We start from the raw sequence: 26,782 nt of genomic DNA on the forward strand, positions 1-26,782 counted from the left end.
TCTTGTTCTCTAAAGTACATGGGTGCTTGTGGAGTGTCTTCGTTGAGCCCGTCCCACACCGTCGAAGTGTTGTACCACGACCATCACCACTGGCTCACCGGCTGGTTGCGACGCAAGCTCGGCTGCCCGGAAAGTGCCGCCGACCTGGCACAAGACACGTTCATCCGCGTGCTGACCGCCCGGGAAGCCCCCACGCTGATCGAACCGCGCGCATTCCTCACCACCGTCGCCAAGCGCGTGCTGTTCAATTTCTACCGCCGCCAGGACCTCGAGCGCGCCTACCTCGATGCACTGGCGCAAATGCCTGAGCACGTGGCGCCGTCGGAAGAAGAACGCGCGATCATCCTGCAGACCCTGATTGAACTGGACCAATTGCTCGACGGCCTGCCCGTGCAGGTCAAGCGTGCATTCCTGCTGGCCCAGCTCGACGGCCTCACCTACGCACAAATTGGCGCGGAGCTGGGCATCTCCATCGCCACCGTCAAGCGCCACCTGAATAAAGCAGCGATGCGCTGCTACTTCGCCCTATGAACTTCTCGACCCAGGTTGCCGAACAAGCCGTGCATTGGCTGATGGAAATGCAGCAAGGCGCACTCAACCCGCGCCAGCAGGCGGCCTGGCAGCATTGGCTGAATGCCCACAGCGAACACCAGCGCGCCTGGGACCATATCCAGCGCGTCAACCAGCGCCTGCGCGGCATGCCCTCGCCACTGGCGCACGCGGCGTTGAACGCGCCGACGTCCACCAGCCGGCGCCAGGCACTGAAGTTGCTGTTGATCCTGGGGGCCGGCTCGGCGGCGGCCTGGAGTCTGCGCCAGCAACATATCCTGCCACCGCTGACGGCCGATTACCGCAGCCCCGTCGGCCAGCGGCGCAAGGTGCAATTGGCCGATGGCAGTCAGTTGCAGCTCAATACCGGCAGCGCGGTGGATGTACATTTCGATGGCCAGCAACGGCTGATCCGCCTGCTCGAAGGCGAGATCCTGCTGACGGGCATCGCCGGCGCGACACCGCTGCACGTGCTGACCGGCCAGGGCCTGCTCAGCAGCCAGGCAGCGCGCCTGAATGTGCGCCAGTTCAACGACCACACCCAAGTGGCGGTCTTCAGCGGGCGTGTCGAGGTGATGCCCAACCACTACAGCGGCCTGCCGCTGACGGTCGAGGCCGCGCGCCAGGTCAACTTTACCCGCAAGGGTTGGGACACCCCGCGCGCCACCGACGCCAACAGCGGCGCCTGGGCCGATGGCATGCTGATGGCCGCGCACATGCGCCTGGAGGACTTCCTCGCCGAACTGGGCCGCTACCGCCGTGGCCAGCTCAACTGTGACCCGCAAGTCGCCAATTTGCTGATTTCCGGCAGCTACCCGCTGGACGACAGCGAGCGCATTCTCGACCTGCTCGAAGTCAGCCTGCCGGTGAAAGTGCGGCGCTTTACCCGCTACTGGGTGACCGTGCAGGCACGCGCCTGAAATTATTTTCAATCCCTGTGAGCCGTTTTCCACACCTCGCGTGACAGAGAAGGAAAGCCACCTTGATCCTTCCTTCTCAGGACCGCTCTTCATGCCCCAGCAACCCACCCTTCTCGCCCGCACCCTGCGCCAACTCCTGCTCGGCGCCAGCCTCGGCCTGACCGTGCTGCCACCGGCAATGGCCGCTGACGCCAAGCCCTACCACATCGCCCCGGCGTCGCTGGAAGCCGCACTAAACCAGTTTGGTCGCGAAGCCGGCGTGCTGATTTCCTTCGGTTCCGAAGTCACGGCGGGCATGCAGAGTCGCGGGTTGTCGGGCAATTACGGCGCCGCTGACGGCCTGCAGAAACTTCTCGAAGGCACCGGCCTGCAAGCGCGTGCCGAAGGCGACAATGCCTACAGCCTGCAACCGGCCAACGCCCCGGCCAGCATTGAACTGGGCACCTCCAGCGTGGTGGGCGACTGGCTCGGCGATGCAGCGCAGACCAACGTATTCGAACACCCCGGCGCCCGCGACGTGATCCGTCGCGAAGAATTCGAACGCCAGGGCGCGACCCAGGCCCGTGATGTGCTCAACCGTATTCCCGGCGTCAACGCTCCGGAAAACAACGGCACCGGCAGCCATGACATGGCGCTGAACTTCGGCATTCGTGGCCTCAACCCGCGCCTGGCCTCACGTTCGACCGTGCTGATGGACGGCATCCCGGTGCCATTCGCGCCGTATGGCCAGCCGCAACTGTCGTTTGCACCGATCAGCATGGGCAACATGGACGCGGTGGACGTGGTGCGCGGCGGCGGCGCCGTGCGCTATGGCCCGCAGAACGTCGGCGGCGTGGTCAACTTCGTGACCCGCGCGATTCCCGACGCGCCAACCGTCAAAGGCGGCCTGCAGACTGAAACCAGCCCGTCCTCCAGCCACGACGGGTTCAAGACCACCGGCAATTTGCTCGCCGGCGGCACTGCCGACAACGGCCTCGGCGGCGCGATCCTGTACTCTGGGACCCGTGGCGGCGACTGGCGCGAAAACAGCAATACGCGCATTGACGACCTCATTCTCAAAGGCAAATACCAGCTCGACGACGCCAACAGCTTCAACGCCATGGCGCAATACTACGAAGGCCAGGCCGATATGCCTGGGGGGTTGAACGTCAAGGACTACAAGGCCGACCCGTACCAATCCACCCGTCCCTACGACAAGTTCTGGGGCCGGCGCACCATGTTCAACGCCGGCTACCGCTACCAGGAAGATCGCCGCGAATTCACCGCCAACACTTTCTTCACCACCACCTTGCGCAACGGCTACCTGGACCAGGGCAACTTCCTCTCGCTGTCGCCACGCGAATACTGGGTGCGCGGCCTCGAAACGCGCTTCGCCCAAGGCTTCGACCTCGGCCCGACCAGCCACGAAGTGGGCATCGGCTACCGCTACATCAACGAAGCCGGCCACGAACTGCGCTACCGCACACCGATCGCCGCCAACCAGCAGATCCCCACCACCGACAGCCGCAACGACCGGGACACCCGCGGCAGCACCGAGGCCAATGCACTGTTCCTCGATGACCGGATTGATATCGGCAAGTGGACCATCACCCCGGGCGTGCGCTACGAAATGATCAAGTCCGAGCAGACCGACCACATCAACAACCTGAACTACAAAGGTGACTACAACACCGCACTGCCGGCGTTGAACGTGCTCTATCACCTCACCGACAGCTGGAACCTGTACGCCAACACCGAAGGTTCGTTCGGCAGCGTGCAATACAGCCAGATGGCCAAGCGCGTGCCCAAGGGCGAAGTGCAACCGGAAAAGGCCCGCACCTGGGAACTCGGTACCCGCTACGACGACGGCACCTTGCGTGCAGAGATCGGCGCGTTCCTGATCAACTTCGACAACCAGTACGAAAGCAACCAGACCGATGACTCGGTGATCGCCCGTGGCGAAACCCGCCACCAGGGCATCGAGACCAGCGTCAACTATGCACTCGACGGCCTGAGCCCGGCGCTGGCGGGGTTTGATGTGTACGCCACCTATGCCTATGTCGACGCCACCATCCGCGAAGACGGCCCGAACAAAGGCAACCGCGTGCCCTTCTCGTCCAAGCACAAAGGCACCCTCGGCGTGGGCTACACCGAAGGCCGCTGGAAGCTCAACCTGGACAGCAGCTTCCAGAGCAGCCAGTTCGCCGACAACGCCAACACCGAGGCCGAAAGCGCCAACGGTGCTACCGGTCGCATCCCCGGCTACATGCTGTTCAGCAGCCGCGCGGCGTATGACTTCGGCCCGCAACTATCGGACTTGAACGTGGCCGTCGGGGTAAAAAACATCTTCAACACCCAGTACTTCACCCGTTCGTTCGACGACAACAACAAGGGCAAGTATGTCGGCGAGCCGCGTACGGTATACGTGCAAACGTCTATCGCGTTCTGACTGCCGCCAGAGAGCAAAGCCCACGCGGGCCTCCCGTGGCAAGCAGGCTTACTGTGGAGAGCATGCTTCCTGTGGTGAGAAGGCTTCCTGTGGTGAGAAGGCTTCCTGTGGCGAGCGGGCTTGCCCCGCGTTGGGTTGCGAAGCAACCCCAAAAAGCCCTGACATCTAACTCCCCGCCAAACAACTAGGCGTCGCAGCAACCAAGGCATCAATGGCACAACGCGTCTTGGCAGGCATATGCGCCGCCGTCGGCCAAATCACATGGATGGGCGCAGGCTGGTCGCGGTAGCTCGGCAAAACCGCCTCCAGTTGCCCACGCAAAACATAGTGGGCAATCAACCAACTCGGCAACCAGGCCAGGCCCACCCCCGCGATCGCGGCATCGGCCACGGCCTGGAGGTCGTCCATCATCAACGGCGAGGCCACCCGCGCACGGTGCGCGCGCCCTTGCGCATCCTTCAACTCCCATTCCAGGCGTGGAGCACTGCAGCGGTAGGCAATACCGCGATGCCCCGCCAAATCCTCGATGCACTCGATCCGGCCGCTGCGCTGCAAATACGCAGATGACGCCGCCAGGCCGATGGCCTGTTCGCCCAGGCGGCGAGCACTCAAGCGATCAGTGTCGGGCAGCGGGCCAATACGCACCGCCAGGTCAAAACCCTCCTGCGCCACATCGATCAGCCGATCCGAGAACGAAATCTCGATCTCCAGCTCAGCAAACCGGTCCATCAACCGCCACAGCGCAGGCGCGGCATAGTGGTGCCCGAACGCCAGCGGCAGGCTCGCGCGCAGGCGTCCGCGTGGCTGCTGCCGACCGCTCTCCAGCACCGACTCGGCGGCCTCCAGCTCCGCCAGCGCGCGCAGACAATGCTCGTAATAGGCCTGGCCGTCCTCGGTCAACCGCTGGCGGCGCGTGGAACGCTGCAGCAAACAGGTGCCCAGGCGCGCCTCCAATCGCGCCAGCCCTTTGCCGACCGCAGAGCGCGTGAGGTTAAGCCGCTCGGCGGCTTCGGTCAGGTTGCCGCTTTCGACGATCTGTAAAAACAGCTCGACGCCATCAAAACGCGGAGTGGCCATGATTCGATTGTCGCTCTTGATTCCCTGATAAGAAGAAAACTTATCACGAATAAAGAAACAGATTCCCCTGAAAATAACCCGATTGCCATCGACAGGAGAATCCCATGCCACCCGCCGCTACGTTATCCGCCGCCACGCCTGCGCTTACCGCCAGGAACGGCCTGGCCCTCACCGCCGTGTGCCTCGTCGCCCTCATGTTCGGCCTGGAGATTTCCAGTGTGCCCGTCATCCTCCCGACGCTTGAACGAGAGCTGGGCACCGGCTTTCAGGATGCTCAGTGGATCATGAATGCCTACACCCTGGCCTGCACCAGTGTGCTGATGGCGGCGGGCACGCTGGCCGACCGCTTCGGGCGGCGGCGCATGCTGGTGCTGTGTCTATGGGTGTTCGGCCTGGCATCGCTGGCCTGTGGATTGGCCGATCATGCGCCGACACTGATCGCGGCACGTTTCGTACAAGGCGTGGGCGCCGGGGCGATGATGATCTGCCAGTTCGCGATTCTTTCGCACCTGTTCCGCGAGCCGGCGGCACGGGCGCGGGCGTTTGCGATATGGGGCGTGATTGCCGGCATCGGCCTGGGTTTCGGGCCGATGGTGGGCGCGTTGATCCTGGCGATCGCGGATTGGCGCTGGGTCTTCCTCGTGCATGTGCCTCTGACGTTGTTCACCCTGGCGCTGCTGCACATCAGCGTGCAGGAATCCCGCGATCCGGCGGCCCATCGGCTGGACATCGCCGGCATGCTCACGTTGACGCTGTCGGTCTTTGCGCTGGTGTACTTCATTACCCAGGGCACCGAGCAAGGCTTCGGCACGGCGGCCATGCTCGGCTGGGCCGGGTTGGCGATCGGCGGGTTACTGCTGTTCATCGTGGTCGAGCGCCGCAGTGCGCAGCCGATGTTCGATTTCTCGGTGTTTCGAATCCAGCGTTTCAACGGCGCGCTGATGGGCTCCATCGGCATGAACTTCAGCTTCTGGCCGTTCATGATCTACCTGCCGCTCTACTTCCAGGCCGGCCTCGGCTACGACACCTTGACCACCGGCGGCGCCCTGCTCGCCTACACCTTGCCCACCTTGCTGGTGCCGCCGCTCGCCGAACGCCTGGCGCTGCGCTACGGTGCCGAGCGCATTATCCCGCTGGGGTTGGGCCTGATGGGCGCAGGCTTCCTGGCCATGGCCACCGCGAATGGAACCGGGCATCCGAGCCTCTCCTGGATGCTGGCCAGTTGTGTGATCGCCGGCGTGGGCCTGGCGTTGACCAACTCACCAACCACCAACACCACCACTGGCGCAGTCTCGGCTGATCGCGCGGGCATGGCCTCGGGCATCGACCTGAGTGCACGCCTGATTACCTTGGCACTCAACATCGCGTTGATGGGACTGGTGCTGTTGTTGGGGATCAGCCATTACCTGGCCGAAGTACTGCCCGCCACCACGGCCTCACAGTGGCCGGCCCTCAGCCAGGAGATTGCGGCAGGCAAACTGGAAGTGCCTGGGCTGGCAGTCTCCCAGGCACAGGCGGGGCTGCGCCAAGGGGCCGGATGGGCGATGCTTTTTGCCGGCTTGGGGGCTGGCGTCCTGGCACTGCTCAGCGGGTATTTCTTCCGACGCGGCCGCTAAACGAAAACGGGCCTGCATGTGCAGGCCCGTTTCAGTCGGAGGGTAAAAACCTTCAGCGATCAGCTGTTAAACACGGCACGTTCTTTTTCCAGAAACTCCTGTTCAAGCTCATCTTCATTCACTTTGGTGTCCGACAGACTTTTCCCGGCAGCGCGTGGCTTGCCTTGCAGTTTGCCGAATAAATGTTCCAACGCATGGTCCAGCTTGGTCGCAGCGCCGTCGATCGCCTGCTCCAAGGTATCGGCCTTGTGCAGCACCGACAGCGGTTGATGGCCTTTTGGCCGCGCTTCCAGGCGGCAACTCAGATCGTGGGGACCGGGCTTGTCGCCGTTCTCATCCCGCAGGTAGACCTCGACACGGGTCAGGTCTTCTTCATAACGTTCGAGCGTGCTTTCAATGGTATTACGTACCCACTCCTCCAGTCGGATGCTGCTTTCAATATGGTTATCGCTATTGACTTGGATTTGCATAGTTCTTCCCTTATTTCAGCTAGCTCGCGAGAGGTCACAACTGCAACACCGGTGTGGTGAAACCATGACCTCTTGATTACACAATTGAGCAGTCAGCAGAACAATTCAACCCCTTTGCAAAGATAAATCACACATTACAAATTAACTCTGACTACGAGCAAAAACGCTGGTAGGGTGGGGAGTTAGTTACATCTTCTTACGCCCGACAATCCTCACAATTGCCCCTCTCCCAACGGGTGCAAGCTGCGAAAAATCCCTGCTTCCTCCACCAGCCAATCATGCACTGCCCGCACGCCCGGATGGCTCAGCGCGCCCGGTGCATACAGCAGAACGTAGCGTTTATGGTTGGGCACGGCCAGGCCGAACGGCACGATCAAGGTGCCGCGCTCCAACTCATCGTTGAGCAAGGTGCGCCGCGCGATGGCCACGCCCATGCCGGCGATGGCGGCCTCGATGGTCAGGTGATTGCGGTTGAACGTGTGCCCGCGCCGTACGTCGGCGTGGTGATAGCCGATGGCATTCAGGTAAAACTCCCACTCGGCGTACTCATAACTCCCACGCCACGCGGTAATGTCATGCAGCAATGGGAAATGCACCAGGTCAGCCGGCCCATGCAACGGCGGACGGCCGCGCAGCAGGCTGGGCGCGCACACCGGGAAAATCTGTTCATCCAGCAAGGCTGTGGATAACAGGCCGGGGTAGCTACCGTCGTTCAGGTCGATCGCCAGGTCGAAGTCGCCCTCGTGCAGCGCAATGCTGCTGTCTTCGGCAACCATGCGCAGCTGAATATCCGGGAACCGCTGCTGCAGGCGGGGCAAGCGCGGCGTCAGCCATTTGCCCAGAAACGAGGGGATCGAACGCAGGCGCAAGGTGCCGCTGATCATCCCTGCATCCAGGCGCTGCAACTCGGCATCAATGCTGCCGTAGGCCTCCCCCACCGTGGTCGCCAGCCGCTGCCCCTCTGCGCTCAACTCCACGCCGCGCGCGCGCCGATGGAACAGGCGGAAACCCAGGCGCTCTTCCAACTGGCGAATCTGCTGGCTCACCGCCCCCGGCGTGATGTGCAGTTCCTCGGCGCAACGAGTGAACGACAAATGCCGCGCCGCGCAGGAAAAAACGTGCAACCAGACATACGTCTGGCCATGAAGGGGCCGGGTCATAGGGTTTAGTCCTGCTAAAGGGTGTCTTAGGATAATTCGTTGGTCAGTGCCGTTCCAGAGGCTCAGTATCGCGCCAATTGCGCTCGTCCTACAAAACATGGCAGCGATTTCTACTCCATTGCTTGTAAGGCTTTAGCATGGCTATCAGTGTTTTCGATCTATTCAAGGTGGGCATCGGCCCATCCAGTTCCCATACCGTCGGCCCGATGCGCGCAGCGGCGACGTTTGCCCAAGCCCTCATCGACCAACAGCTACTCAGCGAAACCCGTCGCGTCGAAGTGCGCTTGTACGGCTCGCTGTCGGCGACCGGCGTGGGCCACGCCACCGACCGCGCCTGCGTGATGGGGCTGATGGGCGAATGGCCAGACCAGATCGACCCCACCTCGATCAACGCCCGTATCCAGCAACTGCGCGAGAGCGGCCGGCTGCTGCTCGCCGGCCAGCAGGACATTGCCTTCAACTGGCACGGCGACCTGTTGCTGCTCGACGAAAGCCTGCCCTACCACCCCAACGCCATGTCCCTGCATGCCTACGGCGACAATGGCCTGCTGAGCGAACAAACCTATTACTCGGTGGGCGGCGGTTTCATCATCGAAGCGGCTGAAGCGGCTTCGGGCATTGCGCCGACCAGTGACGTGGAGTTGCCCTACGACTTTTCCAGCGCTGTCGAACTGCTGGCCCTGTGCAACCAGCACGGGCTGCGGGTTTCGGAACTGATGATGGCCAACGAGCGCGCGTGGCGCAGTGACGAGGAGATCCGCAGCGGACTGCTGCATATCTGGTCGGTGATGCGCGAATGCGTCGAGCAGGGTCTGCGCGATGAAGGCATCCTGCCCGGCGGCCTGGACGTGCCGCGCCGCGCTGCGAAATTGCACCGCAGCCTGCTGGAAATCGGTAAACCGAATGTGATCACTTCGACCTTGTCGGCGATGGAATGGGTCAACCTGTTCGCCCTCGCCGTCAACGAAGAAAACGCCGCCGGCGGGCGTATGGTTACCGCGCCGACCAATGGCGCGGCCGGCATCATCCCGGCGGTCTTGCATTACTACATGAAGTTCAACCCCGACGCGTCTGACGACGACGTAGTCAATTTCTTCCTGGCTGCGGCCGCCGTCGGCATCCTCTGCAAGAAAAACGCCTCGATCTCCGGCGCCGAAGTCGGCTGCCAGGGCGAGGTCGGCTCGGCCTGTGCCATGGCCGCCGCCGGTTTGGCCGATGTGCTGGGCGCCACGCCCGAGCAACTGGAAAACGCCGCCGAAATTGGCCTGGAGCACAACCTCGGCCTGACCTGCGACCCGGTCGGTGGCCTGGTACAGGTGCCGTGCATCGAGCGCAACGCCATCGCGGCAGTCAAGGCGATCAATGCCACGCAGATGGCCCTGCGCGGTGACGGCAAACACTTCATTTCCCTCGACCGGGTGATCCGCACCATGCGCGATACCGGCGCCGATATGCATGACAAATACAAAGAAACTTCACGGGGCGGCCTGGCCGTGAACTGGGTGGAGTGCTGAGGAGCATTCCCTGACCGCCCCAACGTGAGCCCGCGCAAAAATAATAACGAGGCAATAACGATGACCGATGTACGTACACCTGCTGCCGAAAATCCCGCTGTAGACCTGACGACCCCCGTTACAAAAGGCTGGAACAAACACGACACCACCTGGATGCTTGGCCTCTACGGCACCGCCATCGGGGCGGGCACCCTGTTCCTGCCGATCAACGCCGGCGTCGGTGGTTTCTGGCCGCTGATCGTGCTGGCACTGCTGGCCTTCCCGATGACCTTCTTCGCCCACCGTGGGCTGACGCGCTTTGTGCTGTCGGGCAAATCCGGTGACATCACAGAAGTCGTCGAAGAACATTTCGGCGTGGGTGCGGGCAAGCTGATCACCCTGCTGTATTTCTTCGCGATCTTCCCGATCCTGCTGGTGTACAGCGTGGCGCTGACCAACACCCTCGGCAGCTTCATGGAACATCAACTGCACATGGCGCCGCCGCCCCGGGCGATCCTGTCGCTGGTGCTGATCCTCGGCCTGATGGCCATCGTACGCTGCGGCCAGGGTGTGATCGTCAAGGCCATGAGCGTGCTGGTCTACCCGTTCGTCGCCGCCCTGCTGTTGCTGGCGGTGAGCCTGATCCCCAACTGGAACGGTGCATTCTTCGCCTCAGCGGGCGACGGCATGCCGCTGCCGATGTTCTTCAAGACCCTGTGGCTGGCAATCCCGGTGATGGTGTTTTCGTTCAACCATTCGCCGATCATCTCCGCCTTTGCCGTCGACCAGAAACGCGTGTACGGCGCGCAGGCCGAGCGCAAGAGCAGCGGCATCCTGGCCACAGCCCACGGCATGATGGTGCTGACCGTGATGTTCTTCTGCTTCAGTTGCGTGCTGGCGCTGTCGCCGGCTGACCTGGCGGCGGCCAAGGCCCAGAACATCTCGATCCTGTCGTACCTGGCCAACCACTTCCAGACGCCGGTCATTGCCTATGCCGCGCCATTGATCGCGCTGGTAGCGATTACCAAATCCTTCCTGGGCCACTACATCGGCGCCAGCGAAGGCTTCCAGGGGTTGATCGTCAAATCCCTGCGCGGGCGCAACCGTTCGATGTCGTCCAAAGGCCTGGAGCGCTGCACCGCGCTGTTCATGGTGCTGACCTGCTGGGCCGTGGCGACGTTCAACCCCAGCATCCTCGGCATGATCGAGACGCTCGGCGGGCCGATCATCGCGTGCCTGCTGTTCCTGATGCCGATGTACGCGATCCGCCGCGTGCCATCCCTGCGCCAGTATTCGGGCCAGCTGTCGAACGTGTTTGTGGTGGTGATCGGGCTGATTGCGCTGTCTGCGATCGTTTTCTCGGTACTGCCCTGAAATAGCCCACAGACCTGAAGATCAACCCAAGATAAATGTGGGAGCGGGCTTGCTCGCGAATGCAGTCTTTCAGCTAATAAATACTCAGCTAAAGGACCGAATTCGCGGGCAAGCCCGCTCCCACATTCAGGCCCCATAGCCTGGGAAGTCGCTGTACGGCACGCCCCTTGCTGTACAGCTTATGAGGCAAACGGAATTTGTACACCCTCAGCGACGGAGTGGCCGGTGGTCAGGCAATGCGAACTAATCCAGACACCGGTCGTCAATGACTGCATGTTCTTATCAGGCGGTAACGCACCATGGACAATCCTTTTCAGATCATCACCGACACTTTCACCCCCCAGTACCGCGTCAACCTGAGCATCCAGCGGCTGGATGGCAGCATCATGCTCACCCTCTCGGATGACACCGGCGTCGTCGCCAAGCGCATGATCAGCGCCGAACAGCGCAACGACCCGCAACGCCTCAAACGCCTGGTGCAAAGCATCCAATTCGGAATTGCCATCGAGCAGGGCCACAGCGCCATGGAAATCCTCGCGGTGATGACCGACGGCGACAGCCACAAACTGTTGCAGCGGCCACCGACCCGCGCCCTGCCCTTCAGCGTCGGGCTTTAAAGCTCGCCCTTCTCGGTTTCCAGGCTCGTCTCGCCCTTGCGACGCGGGCTTTCGACCTTCACCGACGGGAAGGCCGACGAGGCATAGCGCACCACCAGAATCGCGAACGCCAACAGCAGAATCCCACCGCACAGGTAGATGATGCCGATATCGGGCGGGTTGTGGTGCGACACGTTGGAAATCAGCAGGCGCGTCAGCGCGGTGATCGCCACGTAGATCAGGAAGCGCACCGGCATGTGGTTGGTCTTGAAGTAGATCCCGACCATCGCCCCCAATTCCAGGTAGATGAACAACAGCAAGATGTCATCGATCTTGATGTGCCCGGTTTCCAGCATCCCCAGAAACTCCATCACCGCTGCCCAGGCGGTCACTGCACCAATGGCGAACAGCGCCAGGTAGTGGAATGACTCGACAAACAGATTGCCCAGGGACTCAGCCAGCCCATGGACGTTCTGGCGCAGCTTTTCGGCCCAGTTGATTTTCACGATGATGCTTCCTTAGGTCGACTCGACCGGATAATGCGGGTTGGACGTGACGGTTGTTCTGCATGCAGAAAAAAGGCCAGAGGCAGGTATAAGATGATGGCGGGGTGACATGAGGCACGCTCAACCTGTATTTACGGGCTAGATTAAAAAACTGCTACCCAAACCCCGTGGTTTGGCTTACCCTTTTCGCTGTATATAAATACAGTAGTCGCAAAAGACAACTATCGTGAAGGCATGTGAGGTGGTGAATGGCCGTCGAAGTGGTATACCGCAGCAGCCGAGATCTGGAGCGTTTGTTCATGGATAAAGCCGAAGCTGACCGTCATGACAAGATGCTTGAACTCGCTGAGTTGCTGGCAGAAGTGTTGCAAAAAGCCGTGCCGTCGCTGAGCGAGCAGCAGGTTGAAGAAGCCGGGATCTACATGGCGAAGAACCGCGATGTATTTGCCAAGGCGTTCAAGAGCCAACCGGACGCGCTGTCCGAATTGCTCAACGCGCCGGCGGAATAAAGCCCGAATTGAACAGGCCCTGAATCATGGATTCAGGGCCTTTTTAATACCCGGCCTATTTGTACAGCAGGCGCTCGGCCAGCTCATCCGCGACCCGTGCAGGCGAGCGTTTTTCGGCCTGGGCGTGGGCGAAGATTTCGGTAAGGCGCGTGCCGATGTTGGACAGGTGCGCGGTGATGGTCGGCAACTCGGCGCCGCCGTGCTTGAGAGCGACGTAGATCAGGCCGCCGGAGTTGATCACGTAGTCCGGGGCGTAGAGGATGCCGCGCCCTTCCAGTTGGTCGGCCACTTGCAGGTTGGTGAGTTGCGCACTGGCGGAGCCGGCCACGGCGGCGCAGCGCAGTTGGCCAACGCTGTGCCGATTGAACACCGCCCCCACACCGCACGGCGCAAGGATGTCGCAGGGTGTGCTGAGCAAGGCGTCATTCGCGATAGGATGCGCACCCAATTGCTCCATGGCCAGTTGCACCTTGCCATGGTCGATGTCGCTGACCAGCAGTTCGGCGCCGGCGGCGTGCAGCTGTTCGGCCAGGGCATAACCCACATTGCCCAGGCCCTGCACCGCTACGCGCAGGCCTTCGAGGTTGTCGCTGCCCAGGCGGGCCATGGCGGTGGTGCGGATGCCGGTGAATACACCCATGGCGGCATGCGGAGCCGGGTCACCTGCCGCCGTGGTGCTGGTGACGAAGCGCGTGTGTTGGGCGATGCAATCCATGTCGGCGACTGACGTGCCGCTGTCAATCGAGGTGATGAAGCGGCCGTCGAGTTTTTCGATGCAACGGCCAAAGGCTTCAAACAAGGCGGCGCGGCTTTCCACGTGCACGGGGCGGATGATTACCGCCGTCCCGCCACCCACCGCCAGCCCGGCCAGGGCAGCCTTGTAGCTCATGCCCTGGGCCAGGCGCGCGGCATCGGCCACGGCGCTTTCGTCGTCGGGGTAGGCAAGGTAGCGACAGCCGCCCAGGGCAGGGCCCAGGCGGCTGTTGTGAATGGCTATGACCGCCTTCAACCCCGTCACCGGGTCAATGCTCAGGTGCAGCGATTCAAGGCGGGTGCTGTGCATGAGAGCAAACATCGTCGAGCTCCCGAATCACTCTTTGTAGTCGCCAAGTATAGGCGTGCGGCAGAAAACTGCCGAAGTACGCTGGAATAAGCCGCCCGGTTTTACGGGGCTTGCGACATAAGCACGGAGGATATTTTCTAAGCCACTGGACGAAAATTCCCAGCAAGGCTAAAACGGGAGGGCATCCGCCGGAGAATGCAATGAACCCCCGCAAAGCCTTTTTCGCCTGCCTGGAACGTTCACCCCCTGCGCTGTTTGAAGCCGCGCTGTGGATTGCTGCCGAGCATGACCCGGCGGTGCAGCCGTTGGTGATCCTCCAGGAGCTGGGGTTGCTGCAACAACAGGTGAGCCTGGGCATGCCAATGTTGCCGGCCGATGAACTGGGTCAACCACTGCTGCGGCGAATGAATGACCTCGGATTCGCCCAGGATGACTTCACCCCCCTGCGCCCCGCCGCCGCCCTGCTGGACAAGGTCCTGCAGCGCAAGCGCGGACAGCCGCTGGCCATGGGGTTGATTGCAATGGAGCTGGCGCGACGCCTGGACATCCCCATGGTCGGCGTCAACTTTCCGGGCCACTTCCTGCTGCGCGTGCCCGGCGCCGATCACCTGCTCGACCCTTGCGGCGGTCGGCGCCTGTACCCCAATGATTGCCGCGAACTGTTGCAACGCCAATACGGCCCCAACCTCAAGTTGCAGGCCGACCATCTGCACACCGCCGGACCGCGCTCGATCCTGCAGCGCCTGTCGCGCAACCTGCGCCAGCTGCACCTTTCCAATGACAACCCGTTGTCAGCCCTGATCGACGCCGAGCGCGTGCTGGAACTGGGCAATGCGAGTGCCGCCGACTACCTCGCCCGTGCCAGCCTGTATCAGCGCCTGGACTGCCCGAACGCCGAGCGCTTTGACCTGGAACACGCACTGCTGCTCAGTGAAGATCCGATCCAGCGCCTGCGCCTGACGGAGCGCCTGGGACACTTACCGCCGAATACAGTGGTGCATTGACGCTGCCGGATCCGTTGGTGGTGAGTTCTGGGTGCTGAGGCAGTGGCTATGGCAGTGACTGTGGCTATATCAATGACTGTGGCGAGCGGGCTTGTTGTGGCGAGCGGGCTTGCCCCGCGTTGGGCTGCGCAGCAGCCCCATCAAAAACCCATGCGGAGTGTCAGATATACCCCGGCGTCAGGTTTGGGGCGGCTTCGCCGCCCAACGCGGGGCAAGCCCGCTCGCCACCGTGACTCGCGCCTGGCCTCAAGGGGTCTTGAGAATATCGCCCGGCACCGGGCGTTCCGCCGACCCCACACCCGGCGAGCGCACCTGGATAATCAGTAATGCGGCAATCACCGCCGGAATCGCGCAGAAGAAAAAAATCTGCTGCACCGGAATCTGCATCGCCAGCAGCATGCTGCCAAACAGCGGCCCGAGGATCGAGCCAAACCGCCCCACGCCCAATGCCCAGCCGGTGCCCGTGGCGCGTACGTGCGCCGGGTAGAAGTTGCTGGCGAAGGCATTCAGGGTCAGTTGCCCACCGATGATGCAGAACCCGGCCGCGAACACGCAGGCCACCAGGTAACGCGGATTGTCGTGGTTCAAGCCCAGCAGCACAGTGCACACGGCTGCTGCCGCGAGTACGCCGGACAACAGCCGGACCTTGCTCTTCAACCGGTCGGCAAACCACGCCATGCCAATCGCGCCCAAGGTGCCGGCAAACAGGAACATCGAGGTCACCAGGTTGGCTTGCTTGAGGGCCAGGCCGCTTTCCAGCAACAGCGACGGCAACCAACTGATCATGAAGTACAGCAGGATCAGGCTGACGAAGAAGGTCGCCCAGATCAGCACGGTCGGACGCGCGTAGCCATTGCGAAACAACTCCACCACCGTCAGCTTACTGACTTGCTCTTGAGCGTTTTCCGCCGCGCTTGCCGGCGGGGCCTGCCAGCCGGGCAGCATGTGCGCGGTGACCTTCTGCAGCCGCGCATACGGCGGCGCATCACGCAGCAGGCGCGGCAGTGATTCCGGCAGCAGCCACACCAGGAAAGGAAACAGCAGCAACGGCGTGACACCGCCCGCCAGGAATACCGCCTGCCAGCCATACCCCTCGATAAAGCCCGCCGCCACAAACCCGCCCGCGGCGCCGCCGAACGAGAAACCGCACGCCGCCAGGGTCACCATCAGGGTGCGCAGGCGCGGCGGCGAATATTCCGACATCAAGGCCATGGCGCTGGGCATCGCCCCGCCCATGCCAATGCCGCAGATAAACCGCGCGGCCATCAGCGTCGTCAACGAGTTGGCGAACACCATCAGTACCGTGAGGCTGGCGTAGATCAGGACGCAGCCGAGCAGGATGCGCCGCACACCAAACCGATCCGCCAGGGGCGTCACCAGCAGCGAGCCGAGGGTCAGGCCCAACAGGTTGGCGCTGAACACCGGGCCGAAGGCGGCTTTTTCCAGGCCCCAATCCTTGGCCAGCGCAGGCACTACATAGCCCAGCACCTGGGCGTCGTAGCCATCGGTCACCAGCAGCAGCGCCAGCAACAGGAGGATCAACCACTGATAGCGCGACACCGGACGGGCGTCGAGTGCCGCGCGAAAGCTGGCAATCTGATTGTGCATCGCAAGGTACCTGTATTGTTTTTATATTCTGGACACGCTGGAGACCCCATGTGGGAGCGGGCTTGCTCGCGAAAGCAGATTGTCAGTCGTCGACTCTGTGACTGATACAGCGCATTCGCGAGCAAGCCCGCTCTCACATTTGATCGGTGCAAGCCTTCAGATTCACGGGGTGGCAGGGGTATCCGGCTGATTTGCGGGATGAGCCTGAAGGAACGCCGGATGCCCAGCCGCCAACGCCATTACCCGCCCGATACGCGGGTACGCCGTCAACGCCACCTTGAAGCGCTCTGCCGCATACACCTGCGGCAGTAGAAACGCATCCGCCAGCCCCGGCTGCGCGCCAAAGCAATAACCCTCGTCGCCAATCAACTGCTCCACCGCGCCCAGGCCCTGGCTGATCCAGTGCCCGATCCATTCCAGCAACTGCGCCTCGTCATGTCCCCACTGGCGCAGCAGGTTCTGTGTGCTGGAGTTGTGCAGCGGGTGAATGTCACAGGCAATGATCGAGGCGACCGCGCGCTCGTGCGCACGGGTGGCCAGGTCTTCGGACAACAGCGGCACCTGTGGATAACGTTCGTCCAGGTATTCGATGATCGCCTGAGACTGGATCAACAACTCGCCGTCATCCGTGCGCAAGGCCGGCACGCGGCCCTGCGGGTTGATGGCCAGGTACTCCGGCTGGCGATTGGCGCCGCCCGCCGGCACCAGTAGATTCACTGGCAGCGCAGTGAAATCCAGGCCCTTGAGCGCCAGGGCGATGCGCACCCGGTACGACGCGGTGGAGCGGTAGTAGGTATAGAGTTCCATCGCCCTGCCCTCCTAGCGCGCGGCGACCACGGTGCCGCGGCATTCGCCGAAGCCAATCGAGGCATGGCCTTCGCGACTGCAACGCGCACGCAGGATGATTTCGTCGCCATCTTCGAGGAACTTGCGCACCTCGCCGGAGGGCAATTCGATCGGTTTTTTGCCACCTTCGGTCATCTCCAGCAGGCTGCCAAATTGCCCGGCCTGCGGCCCTGACAAGGTGCCCGAACCGAACAGGTCACCGGCCTGCAACTGACAGCCGTTGACGCTGTGGTGCGCAACCAACTGCGCCACGGTCCAGTACATATGCAGGCTGTTGCTCAGGGCCAGGCGGTGGGCCGGCAGGTTCTGCTCACGCATCGATGCGGTGGTGAGCAGCACTTCCAGTTCGATATCGAGGGCCCCGCCCGCCTGGTCGCGCTTATCCAGCAGGTACGGCAGCGGTTGCGGGTCGCCTTCGGGACGCGCCGGTTGCGCCTTGCGGAACGGCGCCAGCGCTTCGGCCGTCACTACCCAGGGCGAGATCGTGGTGATAAAGCTTTTCGACAGGAACGGCCCCAACGGCTGGTATTCCCAGGCCTGGATATCCCGCGCCGACCAATCATTGAGCAGGCAGAAACCGGCGATATGCTCGGCCGCATCGCCAATCGCAATCGAGTCGCCCATGGCATTGCCCTGGCCGATCCAGATGCCCAGTTCCAACTCATAGTCCAGGCGTGCGCAGGGGCCGAAGCTGGGTTCGGTCTGCCCGGCCGGCAGGGTCTGGCCTTTGGGACGGCGGACTTCGGCGCCCGAGGTGCGAATGGTCGAGGCACGTCCGTGATAACCAATCGGCACGTACTTGTAGTTCGGCAGCAGCGGGTTATCCGGGCGGAATAGTTTGCCAACGTTCTGCGCGTGCTCGATGCCGACGTAGAAGTCGGTGTAGTCGTGGATCTTGGCTGGCAGGTGCATCTGGCAATCAGCGGCGCGATGCAACACCTGCGCTTCACGGGTTTGCAGTTTGCTGCCCTCCGCGAGCAGTTCCAGCAGCCGTTCGCGCAACGCCACGCGCGGGCCTCGGCCGAGTTCGAAAAAGGCGTTCAGTTGGCCGCCGGCGGTGGCTTCAACTGCACGCCGGGCTTCACCGTCGAACTCGTCCACGGCCGCGTGCAGGTCGAGGATCGCGTCGCCGATCGCCACACCACTGCGCGGTGCCGAGCCGTTGATACTGAACACGCCCAGCGGCAGGTTCTGCAGGGGAAAATCGCGATGACCGTTGGCGGAGGCTACCCAACTGCGGGTGAGGGTTGATTGCGTCATGGGTTATCTCCGATTCGGGTTGAAGGTGGCAGGCAACGAGGCCCAGCACGCGTCGTAGGAAGGTTGCAGCTGCGGGCATTGCAGCGCGAATTGCGTGGGCCGCAGGACCTGGCTGGTCTCGAACATGAAGGCCATGGTGTTGTCGATCTTGTGCGGCGCCAGGTCCGCATTGATGGCCTTGGTGCAGGTCTCACCGTCCGGGCCGTGGGCACTCATGCAGCTGTGCAGCGAGGCGCCGCCGGGCAGGAAACCTTCGGCCTTGGCATCGTAGGCGCCCTGGATCAGGCCCATGTATTCGTTCATCAGGTTGCGGTGGAACCACGGCGGACGGAAGGTGTTCTCGGCCACCATCCAGCGCGGCGGGAAGATCACGAAGTCGAGGTTGGCCAGCCCGTGGGTGCTGGTGGGCGAGGTCAACACGGTGAAGATCGACGGGTCCGGGTGATCGAAACTCACCGTGCCGATGGTGTTGAAGCGGCGCAGGTCGTACTTGTACGGCACGTTGTTGCCGTGCCAGGCCACCACGTTCAGCGGCGAGTGGTCGAGCTCGCAGGCCCACAGTTCACCGAGGAATTTCTGCACCAGCGTTGTCGGCTGTTTCAAGTCTTCGTAGTGGGCGACGGGGCTTAGGAAGTCGCGTGGATTGGCCAGGCCGTTGCTGCCGATGGGCCCCAGGTCCGGCAGGCGCAGCGGTGCGCCGTGGTTTTCGGCGACGTAGCCGCGCGCTTGCGTATCCAGCAGTTCGACGCGGAATTTAAGGCCGCGCGGCAGCACCACGATTTCCAGCGGCTCGACGTCCAGCACACCGAGTTCGGTGGCGATGCGCAGGCGCCCCTGCTCGGGGACGAGCAACAACTCGCCATCGGCGTTGAAGAACACGCGGTCCATCGAGCGGTTGGCGCGGTAGTGGTAGATGCTGATACCTGAAGGCTTTTCCGAGCCGGCGTTAGCGACCATGCCGACCAGTCCGTCGATAAAGTCCGTCGGCTCACTCGGAATATCCAACGGGTTCCAGCGCAGGCGATTGGGCGTTACCGCGCCCAATGGTCCTCCGGCCAATTGCCGCTCCAGCTTGGCGAACGCCGGATGATTGGCCGACGGCTGGATGCGATACAACCAGGTGCGGCGGGCTTCGCTGCGCGCCATGGTGAAGGCAGTGCCGGAGAAGAGTTCGGTGTACAGCCCGTAGGGCGCTTTTTGCGGGGAGTTCTGGCCGACCGGCAATGCGCCGGGCAGGGCTTCGCTGGCGAATTCATTGCCGAAGCCCGAGAGGTATTCGAGGTTCATGGATCATCCTCTGACGGAAGTTGTTTTTATCGTAATCCAGTTACGCATAACGTAATTTGATCACTGTCGACCGTCAAGCTATAAAGACGCCCATTCATCTCTCGGATTCTCGCCCCTCCATGGAAAAGCCCCGCGACACCGGTAAACAGAAAGTCCGCTCGGCCGAAGTGGGCACCGATATCCTCAAGGCCCTGGCCGAATTGTCGCCGGCCACGTCGCTGTCACGCCTGGCCGATCATGTGCAAATGCCGGCGAGCAAGGTGCACCGTTACCTGCAGGCGCTGATCGCCTCGGGGTTTGCCGAACAGAACACCGCCACCAACCACTACGGTCTCGGCCGCGAGGCGCTGCGTGTCGGCCTGGCCGCGCTGGGCAGCATGGATGTGCTGAAAGTCGGCGCGATGCCGCTGGCGGAACTGCGCGATGAATTGAATGAAACCTGCTTTTTGGCGGTGTGGGGCAATCAAGGCGCGACCGTCGTGCACATCGAGCCGGCGGTGCGCGCCATCACCGTGGTGACGCAGTTGGGGTCGGTGTTGCCGTTGCTCAGTTCGTCGACCGGGCTGGTATTCAGCGCCTTCCTGCCTTCGCGGGAAACCGTGGAGTTGCGTGAGCGTGAGGTCCAGGCCGGCATCGCTCATGCCCTGGCAGACGATCAGGCCTATGCGCGCACCTGCGAGCAGATCCGCCAGCGCGGCCTGCACTTTGTGCACGGCCTGCTGATGCCAGGGGTGGATGCGTTGTCGGCGCCGGTGTTCAACGCGGTCGGGCAAGTGGCGGCGGTGATGACCGTGGTCGGCCCCACCTCACTGTTTCACGCCGATGAAGATGGCCCGGCGGCCCAGCACTTGCTGGCCGCCACTCGGGCCGTGAGTTGGCGCATGGGCTATCAGCCCTGAGTCAACTCACTCGTGCCATTGGCTCAAGGCCAGCGCCACGCGGTTTTCCACAGCGCGAATAGGCGCGGCATCACTCACGTAGTTATTGCTGATCATCGAGAACACCAGGCGCCGGCCCTTGGCGTCGGTGATGTAGCCACTCAGCGATGACACGCCGGCCATCGAGCCGGTCTTGGCGTGCAGGTTGTTTTCGGCAGCGCTGCCACGCAGGCGATAACGCAGGCTGCCACCGGTCATGCGGTCGGCATTCCCGGCAATCGGCAAGGCGTTGTACCAGGCCTCGAACCACGGCTGTCTGGACGTGGCCAGCAGCAGGTCGGTGAGGGTCTGCGACGACACCAGGTTGCGTCGCGACAAGCCCGAGCCGTCCACCTGGCTCAGCGTCGCCGGGTCCAGCCCCTGGCGCTGCAGAAAGCCCGCCACCGCCGCCACGCCCGCCGCTGCCGTGCCGGCATTGGAGGTCTTGCGGCCCATGGCCTTGAGCAAGGCTTCGGACATGTTGTTGTTCGAGAGCTTGAGCAACGGCGTGATCAGGTCCTGCAGCGGTGCCGATTGATGCTCCGCCAGCACAGTGGCCGTCGCAGGGCTGCTCCCACCGATCACACGCCGCCCCAGCACCTGGATGCCCTGCTGCGCCAGCGCCTGTTCGAACAGATTGGCCACCAGTTGTGTCGGCTCCCACACACTCACCCACTGCCGGCTTTGCTTGCCCGGCGCCAACGCGCCGCTGAGTTGCAGCAGGTTGGTGCCGTGCTGGCGAGTGATCGCGTAGCTGTTGCCCGCTCCGCTCACCGCACGATTGCTGAGCTGCACATAATCGGTGGCCGGGCTCACCGCGACACTCACCGGTTGCCCGACTGCCACCGGCGCGCGGGCGGTAACGAGCAAAGTGCCCGCATCAAAATCGCTGTTGGGCGACACCGTCAGCGCCGAAATCTGTGCGCCGTAGTAGGTGCTTTCGTCATCCTGGGCCCAGTCCACGCCGAGGCGCTCGGCGTCGAACCAGGTGTCGTCGAACACCAAATCGCCCTGCACCTGGCGCACGCCCTGGCTCGCCAGCTGGGCGGCCAGCGCCTGGTATTCGGCGAACTGCATGGTCGGGTCGCCCAGGCCACGCAGGTACAGGTTGCCGCTGAGGCGCTCGCCTTGGCGGGTGCCGTTGCTCAAGAGCTGGGTGGAAAAGCGATATTGCGGGCCGAGCACATCCATCGCTGCAGCAGTGGTCAGCAGCTTGAGGTTGGAGGCCGGGATCAACCGCGTGCGCGGGTTGTGCTGATAGAGGGTGGTGCCACTGCGGGCGTCGCGCACCATCACTGAGACGGTGGCGCCGTTGAGGGCCGGGTCGGCCAGGAGTTGGTCCAGGGTCGCTGGGGTGGAGGTCGGCGAAACACTCGCGCAACCTCCCAGTAAAAAGCTCAAGCCGACCCACAGCGTGCCGGTGTGTAACCATCGTCCAAAGTGCATCAGTATCGTGTTCCGCAAAGCTCCAGGTGGCGGCAACGCTAACAGCTCAAGGTGTTTGTGGCGAGCGGGCTTGCCCCGCGTTGGGCGGCGAAGCGGCCCCAATAAAGCCACCGCGTTTTTTTCAGGGGTATCGCGGTGCCTGGATTTGGGGCTGCTGCGCAGCCCAACGCGGGACAAGCCCGCTCACCACAGGAAGCATGTCGGCCCCAAAAAAGGCTTGCTTGCCACAGGCAGCCCGCTCTCCACAACGGTGGATCTTTAGAACTCCAGCGTGCTCGAGACCGATACCTGTCGCGCATCGCCAAGGGATACAAACACCCGGCTGGCCGCCGAGGTGTAGTAGGTGCGGTCGAACAGGTTCTTCACGTTGAGCTGGAACTTGACCTTCTGCCCTTCGATCTTGGTGTCGTAGGTGGCGAACGCGTCCGCCACGGTGTAGCCCGGCAAGGTGAAATCGTTGGCGGCGTCGCCTGCGCGGGCGCCGACATACCGTGCGCCGGTGCCGACGCGCAGTTGGTCGCCGCCAAAAACGTTGCCGAAGTCATAGGCCAGCGCCAGCGAGCCGGTGTGCTTGGCCACGTTCTGCAGGCGGTTGCCTTCCAGGGTCGGGTCTTTGTCTTTTACGTCTTCGGCGTCGGTGTAGGCATAGCTGCCGATCACGCTCCATTGGTCGGTCAACTGGCCAGTGGCGTCCAGTTCCAGGCCACGCGAACGCACCTGGCCGGCGATGCTGTAGATGGTATTCGCGCCCGAACCCACCGATACCAACACGTTACGCTTGTCGATGTTGAACAATGCTGCGCTGGCAGTGATGCGTCCGGGGATGTCGAGCTTGGCGCCCAGTTCCCAGGATTTGGACTGCTCCGGCGTCAGGTCGCCGGTCAGTTTGCTGCCATCGGCCAAAGGCGCAATGGTGGAGTTGGGCTTGAAGGATTCGGTGTAGCTGCCGTAGAACGACAGCTCATCGGTGTAGCGGTACACCAGGCCGGCACGTGGCACCCAGGCCTGGCCGTTGCCGTTGGTGTTGACGCTGAATGGCACGCCCTTGCCGGCGTACTGGTCGTACATCTGATAGCGCGCACCCGCGACGAAGATCCACTGGTCGGTCAGGTGAACGGAGTCCTGGAAGAACAGCGAGTCGCTGCGCAGCAGGTCGGTCTGGGCACTGTCCTTGGCGCTGACGGCGGTGCCTTCCACGTCCCTGCCGTAGACCGGATTGACGTAGCTGAAGACGCTGCGCTGCGCCTGGCGAATCAGGTCGGCGCGGTAGATCTTGCGGTACTCGTCGTCCAGGCCGAACACCAGGTCGTGCTGCATGCCGCCCAGGTTGACCTTGCCTTCCAGACTCGCCGTGGCGAAGCGGTCGGTGGTCAGGGCGCCGTGGGTGCCGTCCATGCTGCGCGTCAGGGTGCCGTTGGCGTTGACGGACACCGTGCGCACCTGGCTGGCGTCGTAGGTTTCACGGTTCCAGCTGTAGCCAAAGTGGGCTTTCCAGTCGTCATTGAGTTCGTGATCGACTTCAAAACGGTACAGGTCGGAACGGCCTTCCATATTGTTGAACGGCTCGTCCAGGCGACGGGTCGACGGGATATCCAACGGGTGGTTGGTCTTGGGGTCGATGGCGGTACCCCGGTCAAATGGCGAGAGAAATTCGCGATGCTCGTAAGCGAATACCACTTGGGTGGTGTCGCCATACCAGGCCAGCGACGGCGCCACCAACGATTCGCGGCGGGTGCCGAAGTTGCGCCAGTAATCTTCGTCTTCATGGTCGACGATCAGGCGGTAGGCAAGGCCCGAATCGCCAATCGGCCCGGTGGTGTCGAGGTTGCCGCCGCTGCCATTCTTGCCGTCGCCAAAGGTCGAGCCGCGTACGGTCAGCGACGTGGCCTGGGTCAATTGCGGCTTCTTGCTGACGATATTGACCACGCCGCCCGGGTCCTGGATGCCGTACAGCAGCGAGGACGGGCCCTTGAGCACTTCGACGCGTTCGGCCGTGGAGTTCAGCGCCCGGCCCTGCACCACCGGCATGCCGTCCTGCATGATCGAGCCGTTACGGTTGTCGCCAAAGCCGCGCAGCATCACCGCATCCTGGGTGCTGGCCAACGTGTTGGCCTGGGTGATGCCGCTGATATTGGCGAGGGCATCATCCAGGTTGCGCGGGGTCTGGTCACGCAGCACCTGGGCCGGCACCACGTTGACGGTTTGCGGGGTTTCCAGCAGCAGGCCGTGGGAGCGCATCACCGAACTGGTGGGCGGCGGCTGGTAGCTGGTGCTGTCCTGGGACGGGTTCTGGCCAACGCCACTGATGGTGGTGGCACCGAGGTTGACCGCGCCGTCGGTGGGCAGCGGTTCCAGGGCCAGCGTGCGGGCGTCGATCTGGCGGAAGGTGAAGCCTGAGTTGCCCAGCAGGCGTTGCAGGGCCTGGGTTGCGCTCATTTGCCCGCTGACCGCCGGGGCGCTGAGGCCGTAAGGCGCTTCATCGGTGTAGATCACGCTGATCCCGGTAACCCGGCTGAAATCGCTCAGGGCCTGGGGCAGCGGTTTGGCGGCCAGGGCAAAATTGAACTGGGCGCTTTGCTGTTCCTGGGCCTGCGCCACGCACAGGGGCAGCAACGCCAGCCCCGACACCGCCAATACCGAGGCTCCCAGCCACTGTTTAACCAAACCGCCCGCCGTCGACTTCATGCTGTGAGAACCCGTGTAGAAAACGCTGTTAATGCGAATAGATCGCAGTTTCAAGCACTACACGGATGGGCTGACGATTTACCTCACCTGATTTTGAAAATAATTCAAAAAAAACCGCTGGCCCTGTGCACGAACGCACCTACAACGCCTGAATACGGAACCCCAAGCGTGGGAAATGCACGTGCACGGTGCCGGCGCGTTCATCAATCCGGCGCAGGATCAGTTCCTCGCGGCCCGCGAACAGCAGTTCGCCCGCAACCGGGTCAGTGCCGTAGTCGGTGGCGCAAATACTCACTTGCTGACCAGGCTTGAAGCCGTTCAGGTCCTCGAAGATCTCGTCAGGCAACACCGCAGGCGTCGCGTTGCGCGCCACGTCCAGGGCTTGCTCGGCGCTCATTTGGGTCGCCGTGCCATGGCCGAAGCTCAGCACCCGCTCCAGCCACGCAGCGACAGCGGGATAAGCGTCCACCAGTGGCGCGGTCACCGAAGACCCCTTGAGGAACCACAACGGATGCGCCAGCGCAAAGTCGGCAATCGACGGCTCGCCGAACAGGAAATCCCCCGACTGATGCTGCAATTGCTGATCAATGCGCGCGACGATCACCGGCCATTGGTGCTTGGCCTGGTCCAGCTGCACACGGGCGGCCGTGCCGCCGCTGAACAATTTGCTGCGGTCGGCCACCAGCACCTGGATCATTTCCGGCGGCACTTTGGCAAATTTGACCGCAAGGGATTCTGGCTGGAACACCAGCGCCACCGCGTGTGAAAACACCAACGAATCGGCCCAGGCGGCAAAGGCTTGGGTGACCAGTTCCTGGCCTTGGGGGAACAGCGCCGGCGCGGCTTTTTCCTGCTCCAGGCGGCGGGCGATCAGGGCAGTGTCGCAGTAGATATCGGCGCCGACTTGCAGCACCGGCGTCTTGCGATAGCCACCGGTGAGGGCCGTCAGGTCAGGCTTGGGCATTACCGGTGAAATATGCACCGAGCGCCAGGACAAGCCCTTGAAACCCAGCAACAGGCGGGCTTTTTCAGCAAAGGGAGATTGCGGGTAGTGATGAAGGATCAACTCAGACATGCCAGGCTCCGCTCGATAGGTGAGCCGCTAGCTTAGCCTGCAACCACGCGCGTGGGGATCATGGGAACCCATCAGTCAAATCAATGAGCCGCTCGCCGCCAGGCATTCCTTGGCGCTTTTTTTCAGTTTTTTGATCAAGCGTTCCTGGCGCAGAGCCTCGCCCTTGCTCGCACATTGCTCGGTGTACACCAGCGCCACTGCCGGGCTCGACAGGAAGAACCGCGCGCCCTTGCCGCTCTGGTGCGAGGCAAAGCGGCGCACCGGGTCATTGCTGATGCCGCAGTACAGCGCGCCGTTGGCGGCGCGCACCAGGTAGACGAACCAGGGTTTGGGGGCAGGAAGATCAGTCACAGGTCGAGTCGGTAATCCAGAGGTGCGCCAAGCTTATCAACGACTGGCCTGAAATGCCTTCAGGCCTTTGAGCGCCTGGGCACGCACGGCGTTTTTCAGCGCCGGCGACCAGCCCAGCAACAGGCCCTTGAGGCCCAGGGCCTGGCGCGACCAGCGCCACAGGTCGAAGTGGTCGTGGTGCTCGCAGATCTTGCCCTCGCGAAACACAAAGCGTGCGCCGATATCGTTGACCACCGTGTTGCCGGTGGCGCTGAACAGGTAGGTGGCCACCCAATGCGCGCTGCCGCTGGTCTCATCGCTGCGCACATGATCGAAAGTCAGGGAAAAATCCTTGGCCCGGGTGGTAAGCATGCGCCACATGTCGCCGGCATCACGGCCGCGCAGTTCACCGAAGGCCGGGTCGCTGAACAGCACATCCTCGGTGTAGCAGGCCGCCATGGCCTCGGCATCCAGCCGCTGGAAGGCGCTGTAGAACTCGGTGATCAGGGCGTTGTGTGCATCGCTCATGGGCAGGTTCCAAACCAGGGTTGTAAGCCGATCAA

General features: G+C 62.8%; 24 protein-coding genes. 10 read left to right on the forward strand and 14 right to left on the reverse strand.

Features of this window, described 5'->3' with window-relative positions; translation table 11 throughout:
• Positions 1–42 precede the first annotated feature (42 nt).
• The 3 genes from NTD80_RS07210 (at position 43) to fecA (ending at position 3,897) form a co-directional block, all read left to right on the forward strand.
• On the forward strand, positions 43–531 hold the full coding sequence (locus NTD80_RS07210; protein ID WP_120447691.1) for a sigma-70 family RNA polymerase sigma factor: 489 nt from the start codon (positions 43–45) through the stop codon (positions 529–531).
• The gene (locus NTD80_RS07215; RefSeq protein WP_262132876.1) at positions 528–1,469 is read left to right on the forward strand and encodes a FecR domain-containing protein; all 942 of its coding nucleotides are present in this window, start codon (positions 528–530) and stop codon (positions 1,467–1,469) included. The genes NTD80_RS07210 and NTD80_RS07215 overlap by 4 nt, the downstream gene beginning before the upstream one ends.
• A 91-nt stretch (positions 1,470–1,560) precedes the next feature.
• Positions 1,561–3,897 carry a TonB-dependent Fe(3+) dicitrate receptor FecA gene (gene fecA / locus NTD80_RS07220; RefSeq protein WP_262132878.1) on the forward strand — a complete coding sequence of 779 codons (2,337 nt, stop codon included), beginning with the start codon at positions 1,561–1,563 and terminating at the stop codon, positions 3,895–3,897.
• A gap of 165 nt (positions 3,898–4,062) precedes the next feature.
• On the opposite strand, the gene NTD80_RS07225 is transcribed toward fecA, so the two are convergent.
• A complete protein-coding gene (locus NTD80_RS07225) occupies positions 4,063–4,974 on the reverse strand; it encodes a LysR family transcriptional regulator (protein ID WP_106805076.1) in 912 nt (303 codons plus the stop codon).
• A 104-nt stretch (positions 4,975–5,078) separates the two neighbouring features.
• On the opposite strand from NTD80_RS07225, the gene NTD80_RS07230 reads away from it, so the two are divergent.
• Positions 5,079–6,590: an MFS transporter gene (locus NTD80_RS07230; RefSeq protein ID WP_262132881.1), complete on the forward strand. Its 1,512-nt coding sequence runs from the start codon at positions 5,079–5,081 to the stop codon at positions 6,588–6,590.
• Between the two features lie 59 nt (positions 6,591–6,649).
• Here the strand turns inward: NTD80_RS07230 and NTD80_RS07235 are convergent, their stop codons facing one another.
• Together NTD80_RS07235 and NTD80_RS07240 are read right to left on the reverse strand one after the other, a co-directional pair.
• The gene (locus tag NTD80_RS07235; protein WP_065906958.1) at positions 6,650–7,060 is read right to left on the reverse strand and encodes an HPF/RaiA family ribosome-associated protein; all 411 of its coding nucleotides are present in this window, start codon (positions 7,058–7,060) and stop codon (positions 6,650–6,652) included.
• 212 nt (positions 7,061–7,272) lie between these two features.
• A complete protein-coding gene (locus tag NTD80_RS07240; RefSeq protein WP_065906960.1) occupies positions 7,273–8,220 on the reverse strand; it encodes a LysR substrate-binding domain-containing protein in 948 nt (315 codons plus the stop codon).
• 137 nt (positions 8,221–8,357) lie between these two features.
• Here NTD80_RS07240 and NTD80_RS07245 point away from each other — a divergent pair, with 137 nt between their 5' ends.
• The 3 genes from NTD80_RS07245 to NTD80_RS07255 all read left to right on the forward strand — a co-directional run bounded on the left by NTD80_RS07245 (position 8,358) and on the right by NTD80_RS07255 (position 11,704).
• Positions 8,358–9,734, forward strand: a complete 1,377-nt coding sequence (locus NTD80_RS07245) for an L-serine ammonia-lyase (protein WP_106805078.1) — start codon at positions 8,358–8,360, stop codon at positions 9,732–9,734.
• Positions 9,735–9,794: 60 nt separating this feature from the next.
• On the forward strand, positions 9,795–11,087 hold the full coding sequence (locus NTD80_RS07250; RefSeq protein WP_262132885.1) for a serine/threonine transporter: 1,293 nt from the start codon (positions 9,795–9,797) through the stop codon (positions 11,085–11,087).
• 299 nt (positions 11,088–11,386) lie between these two features.
• Positions 11,387–11,704: a DUF3509 domain-containing protein gene (locus NTD80_RS07255; protein ID WP_065906965.1), complete on the forward strand. Its 318-nt coding sequence runs from the start codon at positions 11,387–11,389 to the stop codon at positions 11,702–11,704.
• Here NTD80_RS07255 and NTD80_RS07260 read toward each other — a convergent pair.
• On the reverse strand, positions 11,701–12,189 hold the full coding sequence (locus NTD80_RS07260) for a phosphate-starvation-inducible protein PsiE (RefSeq protein ID WP_262132886.1): 489 nt from the start codon (positions 12,187–12,189) through the stop codon (positions 11,701–11,703). The genes NTD80_RS07255 and NTD80_RS07260 overlap by 4 nt on opposite strands.
• Positions 12,190–12,437: 248 nt before the next feature.
• On the opposite strand from NTD80_RS07260, the gene NTD80_RS07265 reads away from it, so the two are divergent.
• On the forward strand, positions 12,438–12,698 hold the full coding sequence (locus tag NTD80_RS07265) for a YebG family protein (RefSeq protein ID WP_012722374.1): 261 nt from the start codon (positions 12,438–12,440) through the stop codon (positions 12,696–12,698).
• A gap of 55 nt (positions 12,699–12,753) precedes the next feature.
• Here the strand turns inward: NTD80_RS07265 and NTD80_RS07270 are convergent, their stop codons facing one another.
• Positions 12,754–13,773 (reverse strand): Glu/Leu/Phe/Val dehydrogenase family protein, encoded by a 1,020-nt coding sequence (locus NTD80_RS07270; RefSeq protein WP_065906967.1) that lies wholly within the window; start codon positions 13,771–13,773, stop codon positions 12,754–12,756.
• A gap of 188 nt (positions 13,774–13,961) precedes the next feature.
• On the opposite strand from NTD80_RS07270, the gene NTD80_RS07275 reads away from it, so the two are divergent.
• Positions 13,962–14,765, forward strand: coding sequence for a SirB1 family protein (locus NTD80_RS07275; RefSeq protein ID WP_106805080.1), 804 nt, complete (start codon positions 13,962–13,964; stop codon positions 14,763–14,765).
• A 246-nt stretch (positions 14,766–15,011) separates the two neighbouring features.
• Here NTD80_RS07275 and NTD80_RS07280 read toward each other — a convergent pair whose 3' ends face one another.
• The 4 genes from NTD80_RS07280 to hmgA all read right to left on the reverse strand — a co-directional run bounded on the left by NTD80_RS07280 (position 15,012) and on the right by hmgA (position 19,766).
• Entirely contained in the window at positions 15,012–16,373 is a 1,362-nt protein-coding gene (locus NTD80_RS07280) for an MFS transporter (protein WP_262132890.1), read from the reverse strand.
• 162 nt (positions 16,374–16,535) lie between these two features.
• Positions 16,536–17,180, reverse strand: a complete 645-nt coding sequence (gene maiA / locus NTD80_RS07285) for a maleylacetoacetate isomerase (protein ID WP_262132892.1) — start codon at positions 17,178–17,180, stop codon at positions 16,536–16,538.
• A 12-nt stretch (positions 17,181–17,192) separates the two neighbouring features.
• Positions 17,193–18,479 (reverse strand): fumarylacetoacetase, encoded by a 1,287-nt coding sequence (fahA, locus tag NTD80_RS07290; protein WP_262132893.1) that lies wholly within the window; start codon positions 18,477–18,479, stop codon positions 17,193–17,195.
• 3 nt (positions 18,480–18,482) lie between these two features.
• The gene (hmgA, locus tag NTD80_RS07295; protein ID WP_262132894.1) at positions 18,483–19,766 is read right to left on the reverse strand and encodes a homogentisate 1,2-dioxygenase; all 1,284 of its coding nucleotides are present in this window, start codon (positions 19,764–19,766) and stop codon (positions 18,483–18,485) included.
• A gap of 119 nt (positions 19,767–19,885) precedes the next feature.
• Between hmgA and NTD80_RS07300 the strand changes: the two genes are divergently transcribed.
• On the forward strand, positions 19,886–20,665 hold the full coding sequence (locus NTD80_RS07300; RefSeq protein WP_106805085.1) for an IclR family transcriptional regulator: 780 nt from the start codon (positions 19,886–19,888) through the stop codon (positions 20,663–20,665).
• 6 nt (positions 20,666–20,671) lie between these two features.
• Here NTD80_RS07300 and dacB read toward each other — a convergent pair whose 3' ends face one another.
• The 5 genes from dacB to NTD80_RS07325 all read right to left on the reverse strand — a co-directional run bounded on the left by dacB (position 20,672) and on the right by NTD80_RS07325 (position 26,747).
• Positions 20,672–22,129 (reverse strand): D-alanyl-D-alanine carboxypeptidase/D-alanyl-D-alanine-endopeptidase, encoded by a 1,458-nt coding sequence (dacB, locus tag NTD80_RS07305; RefSeq protein WP_262132895.1) that lies wholly within the window; start codon positions 22,127–22,129, stop codon positions 20,672–20,674.
• 258 nt (positions 22,130–22,387) lie between these two features.
• Complete coding sequence (locus NTD80_RS07310) at positions 22,388–24,814, reverse strand: TonB-dependent siderophore receptor (protein WP_262132898.1); 2,427 nt, start codon at positions 24,812–24,814, stop codon at positions 22,388–22,390.
• 139 nt (positions 24,815–24,953) lie between these two features.
• Positions 24,954–25,889, reverse strand: coding sequence for a glutathione S-transferase family protein (locus NTD80_RS07315; RefSeq protein ID WP_262132900.1), 936 nt, complete (start codon positions 25,887–25,889; stop codon positions 24,954–24,956).
• 75 nt (positions 25,890–25,964) lie between these two features.
• Positions 25,965–26,240 carry a GIY-YIG nuclease family protein gene (locus NTD80_RS07320; protein ID WP_065906988.1) on the reverse strand — a complete coding sequence of 92 codons (276 nt, stop codon included), beginning with the start codon at positions 26,238–26,240 and terminating at the stop codon, positions 25,965–25,967.
• Positions 26,241–26,276: 36 nt separating this feature from the next.
• Positions 26,277–26,747 (reverse strand): nuclear transport factor 2 family protein, encoded by a 471-nt coding sequence (locus NTD80_RS07325; protein WP_065906989.1) that lies wholly within the window; start codon positions 26,745–26,747, stop codon positions 26,277–26,279.
• Positions 26,748–26,782 lie beyond the last annotated feature (35 nt).

The organism is Pseudomonas sp. 13B_2.1_Bac1 (assembly GCF_025466155.1).
GTDB lineage: Bacteria > Pseudomonadota > Gammaproteobacteria > Pseudomonadales > Pseudomonadaceae > Aquipseudomonas > Aquipseudomonas aylmerensis.